We start from the raw sequence: 13,951 nt of genomic DNA on the forward strand, positions 1-13,951 counted from the left end.
GTTCGATTAGAGATTTTCCTGGTTTCCATCGGACATAACCTCTATAAATATCACAATAAAAAACTACGCTTGCAGAAATCCGCATAAACTGTAAAAATACTGCTTTATGGGGAAAGGGGCTTTGCGCCCATTTTTCAAAGGTCATTCTCTAAAAAAGGAAAAAGAGCATGAAAAAAAGGAAGTGGACAAAATGCTTTCGCATTTTGTCACACTCCCTTTTTGTGTGCCTGATCAGGCATTATCTGTATCTTCTGTTTTTTCTTTTTTGCTCAGGCCGTTGAAGATAAGGTTCAGGACGACGGCGGTGATACTGCCCAGGGTAATGCCGCTGTGCAGGACGATCTGGGACCACGACGGAAAGGCGTGGAAGAAATTCGGTACGGTCAGGGTAATCATGCTGACACCAATGCTGATAGCGACGAGCATGAGGTTGTAATTGCCTTCGAAGTTTACCTTGGAAAGGGCCCGGACACCACTGGCGATGATCATGCCGAACATGGCAATGCCGGCACCGCCGAGAACGGAGTTAGGAATGCAGGCGACGATGGCGGCCATTTTAGGCAACAGGCCCAGGCAGATGAGGATCAGGCCCGAAGCGGTGACGACGAAACGGCTCTTAATGCGCGTCAAGGCGATGAGGCCTACATTCTGGGCAAAGGCCGTGTAGGGGAAGCTGTTGAAAATGCCGCCAATGCAGGTAGACAGGCCGTCTGCGCGGAGGCAGCGGGCCAGTTCCTTGCGGCCAATGGGCTTATCGACGATTTCGCCGATAGCAATGCAGTCGCCTGTCGTTTCTACCATGGTGACGAACATGACGATGACCATGGAGAGGACCGAGCCGATATCAAAGACAGGGAAGCCGAAGGAAAAAGGCGTGACGATGTCAAACCAATTGGCCCGTGTGACTTCGGCAAAATGAGCCTGGCCGAGGATGGCCGCCACAATCGTGCCGCCAATGAGGCCGATGAGTACGGCAATATTACTGATAAAGCCTTTGCCGCAGCGGTAGAGCACGAGGACGATGGCCAAGGTGATGAAGGCCAGGAAGAGGTTCATCGGTCCGGCAAAGTCCGGAGACTGAGGACTGCCGCCACCGCCAATCCAGACGACGGAAACCGGCAAGAGGGTAATGCCGATGATGGTAATGATCGTGCCTGTAACGACAGGCGGGAAGAGGCGGATAAAGCGGCTGAAGAAGGGCGCCACGAGAAACGTCACCAGGCCGGCGGCAATGATCGCGCCGTACATAGCCGGCAGGCCGTGCTGGACACCGATGAGGCACATCGGTGTGACGGCGGCGAAGGTAACGCCCTGGATCATAGGAATACGGGCACCGACTTTCCAGAAACCGAGGGTTTGAATAAGTGTGGCAATACCACAGGTGAATAAGTCGGCGTTGATCAGGTGAATCAGCTGTTCAGCCGGCAAATTGAGGGCCTGGGCCAAAATAATCGGTACGGCGACGGCACCGGAATACATGGCCAGGACGTGCTGTAAGCCATAGGCGAAGAGCTTGCTGACAGGCAATATTTCGTCTACAGGATGCACAGAAGGAGTTGGTGTGAGAGAGTCCATGGTTTCACCTCAGGATTGGGAATGAAGGAAAGTGATAAGATTCTTGAAACATTGTTAAATTATAGCATATTTCCGGGCAATAACAACTTTTTTTTGACCAGGCCCTGTTTCTTGATGGATTAGCTGGATAAAAAGAATGCCGTTCCTGCTATGGGAACGATAATTACATAAAACGAAGAAATATAATCTTGCAGAAGGAACACATGTTTATTAAAATTAGATTAAAAAAGAGCGTTTCCTGTTGGCACGCTGGGATAAAACTAGTATGATAAACATATTCACTAATGTTTTTATGTTTTTATAGGATTCCTTTTTCGGAAAGAAGGTGCACTATGGAAAGTCGTGATAGTTTTAAATCAAGACTAGGGTTTATTTTGGTTAGTGCCGGGTGCGCCATTGGTATTGGCAATGTATGGAAGTTTCCGTATATTACAGGGCAATACGGTGGCGCTGTGTTTGTCCTTTTTTATTTAGCCTTTTTGGTACTGATGGGCATTCCCGTCATGACGATGGAACTGGCTGTTGGCCGGGCCAGCGGTAAAAGCGTGCTCCTCGGCTTCCGCAAACTGGAAAAGCCGGGAACGCCGTGGCATCTGCACGGCTGGGCCAGCCTCCTGGGTTGCTTTGTCCTCATGATTTATTACACGACCATTTCGGGCTGGATGCTCGATTATTTCTATAAGTTTTTGACAAACTCCTTTGCCGGGGCTACGCCGGAAGTCGTCGCCCAGACCTTTGATGCTATGATTGCCAACCCGCTGGAACTGACGGTCTTCATGGGTATTACCGTTCTGGCCGGCTTTTTCATCTGTTTTGGCGGTGTCGAAGAACGCCTGGAAGGCGTGACCAAGGTCATGATGATCGGCCTCCTGGGCCTTATTGTCATCTTGGCCATCAACAGTGTCCTCTTGCCCGGGAGCAGCGCCGGCCTTTCCTTCTACCTCATGCCTGATTGGGATAGAGCCATCGAAGCAGGCCTCGGCAATGTGGCTACGGCGGCGATGAACCAGGCTTTCTTTACCCTTTCTCTGGGCATGGGTTCTATGGAAATCTTCGCCAGCTACATGTCCAAGAATAACGGCCTGACGGGGGAATCCATGCGCATCGTTGCCCTCGATACGTTCGTAGCTATTATGGCAGGGATGATTATTTTCCCGGCTTGTTTTGCCTTTGGCGTAGAGCCCGATGCCGGTCCGTCCCTGATCTTTATTACCTTGCCGAATATTTTCATCAACATGTCGTGGGGCCAGTTCTGGGGCGTACTCTTCTTCGTCTTCATGACCTTTGCCAGCTTTTCTACCGTTACGGCTGTCTTTGAAAACCTCATTTGCACGTGCATGGATAACTTTGGCTGGAGCCGCAAGAAAGCCGTCTATATCCTGTTGCCGGCTATCTTCTTCTGCAGCCTGCCGTGCGTCCTGGGCTTCAACCTTTGGCAGGACGTGACGCTCATCGGTGACCGGGGCATCCTCGATAGTGAAGACTTTATTGTCAGCAACCTGATTCTGCCTATTGGTTCCCTCATCTTTGCCCTCTTCTGCTCGTGGAAATACGGCTGGGGCTTTGATGGCTACTTGAAAGAAGTAAACACAGGTGATGGCCTGAAAATGCCTGCCTGGGTACGGCCGTATTTCAAATATGTCCTGCCTGTCCTCATTGCCGTCATCATCGTGCGCGGTCTGATCTAATAGAAAAAAGAGATATTGCCTGGATGTGTTCCTTGGCAATATCTCTTTTTTTTACGGCTGTGCCTGGCCGGTGATACTGGCCCACTGTTCATTAATCGCTTCAGCCATGAGCTGTTTGCCCCGGCTGTTTAAGTGAATGCCATCGATGCCCAGCTCGTAAGGCAGGTCGTGGTCTTCGGGTATTTTTGTCGCCAGGTCAATATGGGGCTGCCGGCGGATCCATTCGTTGACCTTTTGGAAGCGTTCCCGCCAGTTTTCGGCTGTAGGCTCGTTGAAGGCGCGCTTGATGTTTTCCGGATTCAAGGGCGGCAAGGTCAGGAAAACCGGCTGGATGCCATTTTCCCGGCACTTTTCTTCGATGCTTGCCAGATTGCTGATAACCTCGTCGGCACTGGTCCAGCCGCGCAGGCTGTTGCTGCCTGTCATGATGATGAGATAGCGCAAATGGAAGGGCAGGACATCCCGGTCGAAGCGGTCCAGTGTCATTTGGCTCGTGTCACCGCTGTCAGAGAGGTTGATCGTATCGAAATCCAGGTAATATTGGTAGCTGTATTCCCAGTCTGACGGGGAATAGGATAAGTCGCCGCCACCGTGGCTGATGCTGTCGCCCAGGGTGCCGACCGTATAAGGTTTGTCAGGATTGATGCTCATAGGCTGGGGCGGGCAGAAAACACCGAGCGGCTGGCCATTCTTGTCCAGAGCCCGGACGCGCCAATAGAGCAGCTGCGTAGATATGCGGGGACTGTCGTCATACCAGTCGAACCAATGGGACACGCCGCGGCCCATGACCTGGCTGTCTGCTGCCGGTTCGTCCGGCCGGACATTGGCATCGGTGAGGATTTCTACATCATATGTCGCAGCGTTGTGTACGGGTACCCAGTTGTAGACCGGGTAGAGGAGGGCCGTACCGTTGCCTGTATTAAAGTGGCTCAGCGGTTCCGGATATAAAGGCGTCTGCACGGCCGGGTCGACGTACATCGTTTCTGCCGGCGAATAGGCTGTTATAGGCTGATTGTCGAAATTGAGGGCCCGCACGCGCCAGGTTACGTCGCCTTTGGGTGTGTTGGCCGGCAGGGCTGCGTTATAGCCGGCGACGAAGATATGCGCGTCGTGGATCGGTGCGGCGTTGGGTACGTCAATTTCGATTTCATAGGCTACGGCGCCTAGGACCTTGTCCCAGCGCAGCGTCGGGTGCAGGGAGGCCGGATTTTCTGCCGTGTAATGGGAAAGAATTTGCGGCGGTTCGTGGTCGTAGATTTCCCGTACCTTGTCAAGGGGAATTTCCCGTATTTCCGCTGTTGTGGCGGGTTTATCTGAGAGCGGCGCCTGGGCCGGCTGGGCGGCTGTCGCCGTGGCGGTCAGGCAGAGGGCAGAAAGGAAAAGTAAAAGCGTACGGTTTATAGACATAAAGGCCTCTTTCTTTTTCGTGAAAAAATAGATGGACGATACTTCTTCTTGTATTCTAGAGAAAAGTGTCCTGAATTTCAAGAGGCCCTTTTAGCCCTATAGACAGGATGCTGGCTTCAGCAGGCAAAGAGGCGTATAATGAGAAAAATGTAAGCTTCCAATACGCAAAAAAACGGAGATGATACGCACTATGGCGGCGCTGCATTTATCGGTCTGGCATATTATAATTTTATTGGCTACAGTGGCACTGGTCATCGGCACCGGCTTTTATGTGGGACGGTCTGTCCGCTCGGCTGATTCGTACAGCCTCAACGGCCGTTCGGCCGGTCCCTGGCTCGTGGCCGGCTCCATTGCCGGTACCGTAGTTGGCGGCGGCTCTACTGTGGGCACGGCGCAGTTTTCCTTTTCCTTTGGTCTTTCGGCATGGTGGTTTACCTTGGGTGCCGGCCTGGCCTTTTGTCTCATGGGGCTTTTTTACGCCAAGCGTCTGCGGCGTACGAATTTGACGACGATTCCCCAATATTTGTCCCTCCATTATGGCAAACGGGCTGAAGAAGCGGCCGGTATTATTTCCTCCGTAGGGATCCTCTTCAGTGCCGTTGCCAGCTGTATCCCCGGTATTGAAATCATCGCTGCCCTCTTTCGTATTTCTGCCTGGCAGGCAGCCCTCGTCCTGATCCTGCTCGTGGCGGGCTACACTTTTTTCGGGGGCATGAAGAGTGCCGGCGTAGGCGGCATCCTGAAGATGGCGATTATTTGGGTTTCTCTCGCTATTGCCGGCGGCTCGGCGGCCTACAGCCTCTGGTCGCTGCCTACCTTAGGCGTCAGCTTTCCTGCGTCTGCCTTTAACCTCTTTGGCCAGGGCGGCAGTACGGCCTTGGCGAACCTCCTGGCCCTCATCGTCGGTATTTTCTGTACGCAGACCTACATTCAGGCTGTCTTTTCGGCGTCGAAACCGGCCGTGGCTTCCCTGGGCTGTTTCGTCGCGGCGTTGATCGTCATTCCCGTAGGCCTGCCTTCTGTCAGCATCGGCATGTATATGCACTATTTTGCGCCCCAATCGCTGCCGGTACTGGTCCTGCCCTTATATCTGACGGAGCATCAGCCGGTCCTCGTCGCCGGCGTTGCCTTAGGCGGCATTATGCTCAGCCTCATCGGCTCCATTGGCGGCCTGTCCCTGGGTATTGGCACGATGGTGTCGCACGACATCCTGTCGCCGCTATTGGGAATCCGGGAGGATAAAAAGCTGCTGCGCCTGACCCGGGCCAGTGTCCTCGGCGTCATGGTCGTCGCCTGCGGCATCGCTATTGTCAACCAGGATACGGAGGTTCTCTTTTGGAATTATCTCTCTATGGGCTTGCGCGGTGGCGGTATTTTCCTGCCCCTGACGCTGGCTGTCTTTTGGCCGGGTCACGTGAAGGCCCTGTGGGTCGTCCTTTCTATTCTGGGTAGTACGGTGGCAGCCATGCTCGCTTCTACAGTTATTCCGTTGCCCTTTGATCCGCTTTTTGCCGGCCTCTTGGTGAGCCTGGCTCTCCTCGTACCGGGACTTCGCTGGCAAAAGCAGCCGCTTCTCGTACAGGAACGGCGTGAATAGTGTGTGCGTAGTACTTTATAGCGACAAAGAAGCCGCAGCGGGAAGCATTCCTGCTGCGGCTTTTATCAATTGGCCGGGTCTTTTTTTTCTGTTTCTTTTTCTTCTGTTGCCGGTGCCGGCGCCTGGACGTAGACTACGCGCTGCGGGAACGGAATATCGATGCCTTCGCTGTCAAAGCGGTCTTTGACGCGGGACATGGTGTCGTAGAATACAGGCAGGTAGTCGTCGCCATGTACCTGGGGATAGGCGACGATGCGGACGGAGCTGTCGGCAAATTCCTTAATGCCAATTTCCAATGTATCGTTATTGAGGATGCGCGGATCAGAGCGGAAAATATCCTGGAGTACGGCAATGGCGTGGTGATGATCGTTCTGATAGCCTATGTCGAAGAGAAATTCAATGTAGCGGTCTTGCTGATAGGAACTGTTCGTGACCTTCGTCGATGTAATGACCGAGTTGGGAATAAAGACTGTACGGTTATCCTTGGTAATGATCGCCGTATTCAGCATCTGAATGCCTTTAATGCTGCCGCTCACGTCGTTAATGGAAACCCAGTCACCGGCCTTGAAGGGCTTAAATATAAGAATCAGCAGGCCTGAAGCAAAGTTGGACAGGTTGTTTTGCAGGGCCAGGCCGACGGCGAGGCCGAAGGCACCAAAGGCGGCCAGGAAGGAGTCCGTCGGAATACCGGCCTTATTGAGGGCCGATAAGAGGACGATGGCCATCATGGCATAGTAGACCAGCTGGCTGACAAAGGTAATGACCGTGTGGTCGTAATTGGCATGGGTCATCATGCGGACGGCTATATTTTTTAAGCCTTTGGCAATATAGAGGCCGATGATGAAGATGACGACGGCATAGATGATGTCCGGACCGTGATTGATGAGGATTTCCTTCATCTGATCCAAGGCAGTGACACTCTGGGTCACCTGATTTTGTACATCTGTGCGTACAGCAGAAGCTGCTGTATCAGCCGTATTGGAAGCTAAAGCCATGGGCACTTCTCCTTTCAAACGATAAAAACACGGGTACGTATTCCATTTTAAGCGGTTTATCCTGCCTTGTACAGGGGGGAAGGCCGCATTTGCCCCAGGCAGGAGTTATTGGAATTCCCTGTGGCACGTAATGTGCCAGACCATGACGTACATGACGACCAGTAAGGCCGTGACCAGGGCAAAAGATGCGTAGAGACTGCTGTAGCTGGCAATATAGCCCAGAACGGCCGGCGCTACGAGAATGCCGGCGTAGCCAATGGTACTGGCGGCAATGGCCTCTGTTACGGGAACCAGCCTTTGCCGGCCCAGGAAGGAATAAAAGAGCGGTACCGTGTTGGCACAGCCGACGCCGATGCAGATATAACAAGAAAAAAGGAGCCACGGCGACGTGCCCGCGAGGAGGCCGCAAAAGCCGAGGCAGGCTATGGGCAGACTGGCCAGCAGAATCTGCCGGGCACCGATATGGCTGGCCAGGGCATCGCCAAATAAGCGGACGACGAAGACGCTGGCTGTAAATAAGGTCAGACCCAGGCTGGACTGCGACATGGGAACGGCTTTTTCCGTCGTCATAAAGATGCCGCTCCAGTCGTTGATGGAGCCTTCAATCAAAAAGGAGAGCGTGCAGATCAGGCTGACCATGAGAATCGGTCCTCTGGGCAGGTGCAGACGGGCAGACGTGCTTTTTTCCGATTGCCGCATGAGATGCGGAGAGAAATACAGTACCAGAACGAGGATGAGTAAACTGCTGACGAGTGTCGTCATGCGGTCTGATAGACGGAAATGGAGAAGCACGCTAAAACAGGCAGCACCGGCAAAATTTCCTAGCGACCAAAGCGCGTGGAGACCAGACATGATTCTCTTTTTGACCAGCCGTTCCATCATGATGCCGTTAATATTGACGACGACATCCATCAGTCCCAGGAGCGCCCCTAAGAGGAGTGCCAGGCAAACGGCACCCATATAGGAAGGGACGAGGCAGAGCCCCAAAAAGACCAGTGGCAAGAGAACTCCGGCAACGGTAAGGGGCCGGCGGCAGCCATAGCGGGACGCGATCTTCCCAGCAAAGACCATCATCATGAGCGCACCCAGGCCCAGACAGAGCAAGAGCAGGCCCAGATCGTCATCGGGAATGGCCAGGCGTTGTTTGAGGAAGGGAATGATGGCCGCCCACGTTGTAAAGCCAAAGCCGCCGAGGAAGTAAAAGGACCGGGCTGCGTTCAGTTGTCGTTTCGTTGTGGTCATGAAATTCACCTCGTAAAAAAAATCCGCATCGAAAGGGATGCGGAAATGGTGGAATTAGGGGGACTCGAACCCTCGACCTCCACGATGTGAGCGTGGCGCTCTAACCGGCTGAGCTATAATTCCATGCAATAACAATTACATTATAACGTATAAGAAAAATATTGCAAGGAAAAAAAGAAAAGCCTGTACAGGACGAAGGAAACTTTTTTGAGAAAAGGGAAAAAAGCTGTTGACGGATTCAGTAGCAAATGATATAATCCTTTTTGTAGTTATGACATGGGGGTATAGCTCAGCTGGGAGAGCGCTTGCATGGCATGCAAGAGGTCAGGAGTTCGATCCTCCTTATCTCCACCATATCAGAAAACACACTGTCTAAGGCAGTGTGTTTTTTTTATACCCTGCAGCAGGCCTGCAGGGCGTTTTCATAACTATTCATTATTAATTAATCGATATTTGCAACAAAAAGACATTCCTCCAATGAAGATTGCCTTAAAAAGTGGAAGATAAGCATTGCCTATGGTAAAATGAAGAAGATTATACGATAGATGTAGTACGGGAATACGCGGAAAAGGGAGGCCGTCATGGCGGGAAGAAGTCATAAAGTACTTTGTTTGGGCTTGCGGGAGGCCATTGCCTTGCCGCTCATACAACTATTTAAGAAAGAAAACTGGCAGGTCTTCTTTATGGGGAAAGACGCGCCTGCCTATGATGATGCCCGTTCCTATATGCTGGATATCATGGAAGAAGGGGCAGAGCAGGTCTTTCGTGTCCGGCGGCCGGACTTGCTGCTCGTCGGCTTGCGTGCCTTGAATGGTCCCCAGGGAGCCGCCCAGCTGGAGCGCATCCTTGCCTTAGCAGAAAAAAGTCATACAGGTAAGATCATCCTCCTCTCCGGGGCTGAAGTCTTCGCGCCGGAAACGGACGGCGCGACAGAAGACATGACGCCCAACCCGGTGACCCGGGAAGGCCGGGCCCTGGCCTGCTTGGAAGCCTTGGCCCTGGCGTGGAAGCACTATAGCCGCCTGCAGCTGACCATCGTCCGCGTACCCGAAGTATACGGGCCGGGCAACCGTGCCCAGGATGGCCTCATGGGCACCTTTTTTAGTGCCCTCGCCAAGGGAACTGCCATGCCGCATTGGACAAGGGAATACAAACGGGATTTTCTGGCGGCAAGGGATCTCTTTTATGGTATTTTAGAGCTGCAGAAGCGCCAGTATACTGATGATTTCCTGCACCTGAGTACAGGCCGGGGCCTGACCTGTCAGGAGTTTTTCCAAATCGCGGCCAAGAGCATCCCGCACTTGCCGGCAGAACTAGACGATGCGTCCCTGCCTTACGGCCAGGCCATTTTGTCACCGCAAAAAGCGGCCCGGACCCTGGGCTGGCAGGCCCGCCGCTTCCTGCCGGAAACGATACCCCTGCTGTATAACCGGCTGCAGACGGCTTTGGCGGAAAGCGCGGACCAACAGGAAAAACGGCAAAAGCATGGCTGGCAGAACCGCCTGAATGAAGAACGCATGCCCTATGCGGAAAATGTTGCCGGTGCCCTGTTGATGCTGGCCTTTCAGTATGTGCAGGGAAATACAGTCAGCTCCCTTACGGGTTTTGACCTTTGTTATGTATATATTGCCGCTATGGGCCTCTTGTATGGCCGGCGTCAGGCCTTGCTGGCCGTGTTTTTTTCCGTCCTCATTTTTGCCCAGCGCCTGTTCGTCCTCGATTCGACACTGCTGACGCTTTTATATTTGCCACAGCACCTGATTCATCTCGTTTCCTATGCCTTTGCCGGTATGGTGACGGCCTATTTCAAGGAAGAACAAAACTTCAAGCTCGCCGCTGCCAAATGGCAGGAAAAGCACGACCGTGAGGCCTATCATTTTCTGCGCAACCTCTTTGAAGAAAATGTCCAGATCAAGGACCAGCTGTATCGGCAGATCGTCAATTCCGATGACAGCATTGGCCGTTTATATTACATTATCCGCAAACTCGATACGGCTGAGCCAGAAAACCTCTTTACGCAAACGGCAGTCGTAACGGCAGAAATCCTCAATGTCGAAAATGTCATCATTTACGTCGTCAGCCCGAACCGCCAGTATTTGCGGCAAAAGGTACGCGTTGGCCAGGGAACCCTTGCGCGGGCCCGTTCCCTGCGCGTTGCCGAGTATCCCTATTTGCAGGATGTCTTAGCCGGCAAGAGTATCTTTGTCAACCGTGAGCTCAGCCGGGAAGCGCCGGATCTGGCTGCCCCCATCATGTATCAAGGCAGCGTCATGGCGGTGATCCAGGTGTACGACCTCGATTTTGATCAGTGGAGTATGTACCAGCAAAATCTGCTGGCCATTACGGCCCGCCTCGTATCGTCATCCCTGGCCCGGGCCTATACGTGGGAACAGGAAACGCAGGCCCGCCGTTACGTAAAAGGAACGCACATCCTGAAGGAAGAGGAATTTGCCAAAATCCGTGAGGAATACAGGAAACACCGGGAAATCCAGCGGGACTACAGCATCAGGCTGTTACAGGTCGAGGCACCGCAGGGCAATTACGAACGGCTCGATACGCTTCTCGAGGGAAACATCCGGGCGGAAGATTTCGTCGGCCTTTGGCAGGGAAAAACTTGGCTGCTCCTGCCGGATAGTACGGACGCGACGCTTACGCTCGTGCGGGAGCGCCTGGAAAAGGCCGGTATCCGGACCGGGGAAAGCAGGGAGATCGTATGACGGAACTGGCTTTTTGGCTTTTTTACGGCCTCTCGGCAGCCTTGTATGGTGTCTATGCCTGGAAAAAAAGAGATACCTCCCTGCAGGCCTTGGCAGAATTGGCCGTCGTCCTCTGCTTGCCTGTGGCCGGCGTCGTCCTGCTCAGCCTGGCCCGCTGTCTGCGCCGCTTTGTGCCGTCTGAGGCGTCCGTCCTTACGGAGGCTGTGCCGGAGGACGTCAATTTCGGCCTGGGCGACCGGGATTACAATGCCAACATGGTGCCTTTAAACGATGTCTATCTTTTAGGTGATGCCCGCATGAAACGCCGCTTTTTTACGGATTCCATTAAGCAGGACGTCGTCAGCAACCAGTCTATCCTGCGCCGGGCCATCCAGGATGAAGACCGGGAAATCGCCTACTATGCCGTGTCCTTCCTGACGGCGAAAATGGAAGCCTTAGGGGAAGAAATCCATAGCCTGGAAGAGCAGCTGCAGACGGCACCGGCAGAAGACCATGCCCTTATGGACCGCTACGCTGTGTGTCTGAAGGAATTTCTCACGAACCGCTACGGTGATGGGGCCACGCGTGCCCGGCAGGAACAGGCCTATATCCGCGTTCTCGACGTATTGGCACAGAAGATGCCCGGGCGCTCTATTTATTACGAAGAAGAAATCAAAGCCCTCTTAGCGGAACACCGGATTGACGAGGCGGCACAGGTATGCCGGCGCTTTTACCGGCACCATGAACAGGATGAACGGCCTATCCTCATGGAAATTCGCATCCACCAGGCCCGGCGGGATCCGCAGGCCCTGCAGGCGTGCATTCGCCGGCTGAAGGCCTTACCGCAAGCGCTTACGCCAGAGGCACTGGCGGTCCTGCGCTATTGGGATGAGGAGGCAAGCCATGAATAAACGCGGTATTTACATCCTCTTTTTTGTCGTCATCGTCTTAGGGTTCTTTTTTCAGTACACCCGTCTCGATGGCTTTTTGCACCTCAACCCGGCAGCTAACCGTTTTTTGCACCTGGAAGAAACCTATATGGATCCCGATTGGGGCCAGGCCGAAAACCTGCCTGTCGAAACGTATATCGTTTTTTATGATCCGGCTAGCGTACGCAGCATGTATACGCTGCATAACACGCAGGACATGCTCCTCAGTAAGAAGAAAAAGATTGAAGCCCATCCCTTGCAGGAAAAGGTGACCATCGACAAGGCGGCACAAGGCGTCGTCATCGCGACGGGCCGGGTGGCAGAAATCGCCTCCCTGCCGGAAATTCTCCACTATGTCGAACAAGGCGGCACAGCCGTCGTCCTGCAGGAACCGGTCGTCACCGGCGATAAGGCGCCGGCACCGGAACTGTTGCAGAAATTGGGTATTAACGGTCTCAAAGGGGATGGCAAGGCCAAGAGCGTCACTGGTCTTTCCCTGGTGACCAACTTCCTCATTGGCGGCAAGGGCGAGAAAATCACGACAGGCCGTTCGTACATGACCATGGCCCTGCCCCTTTCGCTGACGCCGGAAGCCATCGTGCACATGACCGACAGCAGTGGCAGCGTGCCCCTCGTGTGGCAGGAACCGCTGGGCCAGGGGAATATTTATTGCTACAACGGCCTGGAACGGGAGGATAAGTCCAACCGGGGCCTGCTCATGGCCATGCTGGCTCATTGCGGCACGGATACCGTCTACCCTGTCGTAGGCTGCAAGATCTTTTTCATCGATGATTTCCCGGCGCCTGTGCCCGAAGGCTACTACGAACGTATTTATAACGAAACGGGCCTTTCGACGTCGGAATTTTACCGCAAGGCCTGGTGGCCCTTTATGAAGGAACTGGCACAGAAAGAAAAGATCAAGTTTACAGGCGTCATTATTGAAAATTACAATGACCGCGTGACACCGCCCTTTGAACCGCAAGGCGGCCGTACGGCCAGAGATGCGCTCGTCGTCTATGGCCACGAGCTCCTCAATATGGGCGGGGAAATGGGCCTGCACGGCTATAACCACCAGCCCCTGGTGCCACCGGGCTATCAGGATCATGAACCGGAATACGTACCCTGGACCAGTGAACAGGATATGGAAGACAGCCTGCAGGAATTGCGCCGCTACGTATATAACGCGTACCCGAAGTATTCCTTCGAGGTCTACGTGCCACCGTCGAATATCCTCAGTCCGATGGGCAAGGAAGTGCTGAAACAGGTATTCCCGGAACTGCAGATCTTTGCCTCGCTTTATGACGGGCCGGCTGATGAACACGCTTACTATCAGGATTTTGTCCGCGAACCAGACGGCCGCTACGACATTCCCCGCGTGTCTTCAGGCTACGTGCCGGACCAATCAGCCGTCTATGAGGAAATCAACACGATTAATGCCTATGGCGTCTTCAATCACTTCGTTCATCCTGATGAAATGTTTTACGAAGAAAGTGCCAAGTGGACGTGGCAAGAAATGCGCGACAGCCTGTCGGCCTTCGTTCACGAGCTGGGCCAGCGCTATCCCTGGCTTCAGGCGGTGACGGCCTCGGAAAGCCTGCCTTACTTTGATACGTATTACGACCTCGATTACCGCATCGAACGATCGCCGGAAATGCTCGTCTTCCATTGCCGGAAATACGTGCAGGAAGCGCGCTTCCTCGTGCGCTCCCAACGAAAGGTCGATCACGCCCAGGGCTGCCGCGTAAGCAAGGTCGAGGACGGCGTCTATTTTGTCCGCGTTACGGACCCGGTGGCCCGTGTGTATTGGCAGAAAGGAGACTGA

Annotated in this window: 9 protein-coding genes and 2 tRNA genes; 6 read left to right on the top strand and 5 right to left on the bottom strand. The window is 53.7% G+C overall.

Going from position 1 to position 13,951, the window contains the following annotated elements; translation table 11 throughout:
* Nucleotides 1-231: 231 nt before the first annotated feature.
* The gene (locus tag H8J70_RS04960; protein ID WP_186502757.1) at nucleotides 232-1,575 is read right to left on the bottom strand and encodes a nucleobase:cation symporter-2 family protein; all 1,344 of its coding nucleotides are present in this window, start codon (nucleotides 1,573-1,575) and stop codon (nucleotides 232-234) included.
* Between the two features lie 332 nt (nucleotides 1,576-1,907).
* Here H8J70_RS04960 and H8J70_RS04965 point away from each other — a divergent pair, with 332 nt between their 5' ends.
* On the top strand, nucleotides 1,908-3,263 hold the full coding sequence (locus H8J70_RS04965; RefSeq protein WP_186502758.1) for a sodium-dependent transporter: 1,356 nt from the start codon (nucleotides 1,908-1,910) through the stop codon (nucleotides 3,261-3,263).
* Between the two features lie 51 nt (nucleotides 3,264-3,314).
* Here the strand turns inward: H8J70_RS04965 and H8J70_RS04970 are convergent, their stop codons facing one another.
* A complete protein-coding gene (locus H8J70_RS04970) occupies nucleotides 3,315-4,670 on the bottom strand; it encodes an SGNH/GDSL hydrolase family protein (protein WP_186502759.1) in 1,356 nt (451 codons plus the stop codon).
* A 190-nt stretch (nucleotides 4,671-4,860) separates the two neighbouring features.
* Between H8J70_RS04970 and H8J70_RS04975 the strand changes: the two genes are divergently transcribed.
* Complete coding sequence (locus H8J70_RS04975) at nucleotides 4,861-6,267, top strand: sodium:solute symporter family protein (RefSeq protein ID WP_246415272.1); 1,407 nt, start codon at nucleotides 4,861-4,863, stop codon at nucleotides 6,265-6,267.
* Between the two features lie 65 nt (nucleotides 6,268-6,332).
* On the opposite strand, the gene H8J70_RS04980 is transcribed toward H8J70_RS04975, so the two are convergent.
* The 3 genes from H8J70_RS04980 to H8J70_RS04990 form a co-directional block, all read right to left on the bottom strand.
* Nucleotides 6,333-7,262 carry a mechanosensitive ion channel family protein gene (locus tag H8J70_RS04980; RefSeq protein ID WP_186502760.1) on the bottom strand — a complete coding sequence of 310 codons (930 nt, stop codon included), beginning with the start codon at nucleotides 7,260-7,262 and terminating at the stop codon, nucleotides 6,333-6,335.
* Between the two features lie 105 nt (nucleotides 7,263-7,367).
* Nucleotides 7,368-8,504: an MFS transporter gene (locus H8J70_RS04985; RefSeq protein ID WP_186502761.1), complete on the bottom strand. Its 1,137-nt coding sequence runs from the start codon at nucleotides 8,502-8,504 to the stop codon at nucleotides 7,368-7,370.
* Between the two features lie 46 nt (nucleotides 8,505-8,550).
* Nucleotides 8,551-8,627: transfer RNA gene (locus H8J70_RS04990), tRNA-Val, on the bottom strand.
* A gap of 155 nt (nucleotides 8,628-8,782) precedes the next feature.
* On the opposite strand from H8J70_RS04990, the gene H8J70_RS04995 reads away from it, so the two are divergent.
* The 4 genes from H8J70_RS04995 (at nucleotide 8,783) to H8J70_RS05010 (ending at nucleotide 13,951) form a co-directional block, all read left to right on the top strand.
* Nucleotides 8,783-8,858, top strand: a tRNA-Ala gene (locus H8J70_RS04995).
* 227 nt (nucleotides 8,859-9,085) lie between these two features.
* Entirely contained in the window at nucleotides 9,086-11,221 is a 2,136-nt protein-coding gene (locus H8J70_RS05000) for an NAD-dependent epimerase/dehydratase family protein (protein WP_186502762.1), read from the top strand.
* Complete coding sequence (locus H8J70_RS05005; protein WP_186502763.1) at nucleotides 11,218-12,111, top strand: hypothetical protein; 894 nt, start codon at nucleotides 11,218-11,220, stop codon at nucleotides 12,109-12,111. Before H8J70_RS05000 ends, H8J70_RS05005 begins: the two co-directional genes overlap by 4 nt.
* Nucleotides 12,104-13,951 (top strand): DUF2194 domain-containing protein, encoded by a 1,848-nt coding sequence (locus tag H8J70_RS05010; RefSeq protein WP_186502764.1) that lies wholly within the window; start codon nucleotides 12,104-12,106, stop codon nucleotides 13,949-13,951. Before H8J70_RS05005 ends, H8J70_RS05010 begins: the two co-directional genes overlap by 8 nt.

The sequence above is a fragment of the Megasphaera hominis genome, from assembly GCF_014269395.1.
GTDB classification, from domain to species: Bacteria; Bacillota; Negativicutes; order Veillonellales; family Megasphaeraceae; genus Megasphaera; species Megasphaera hominis.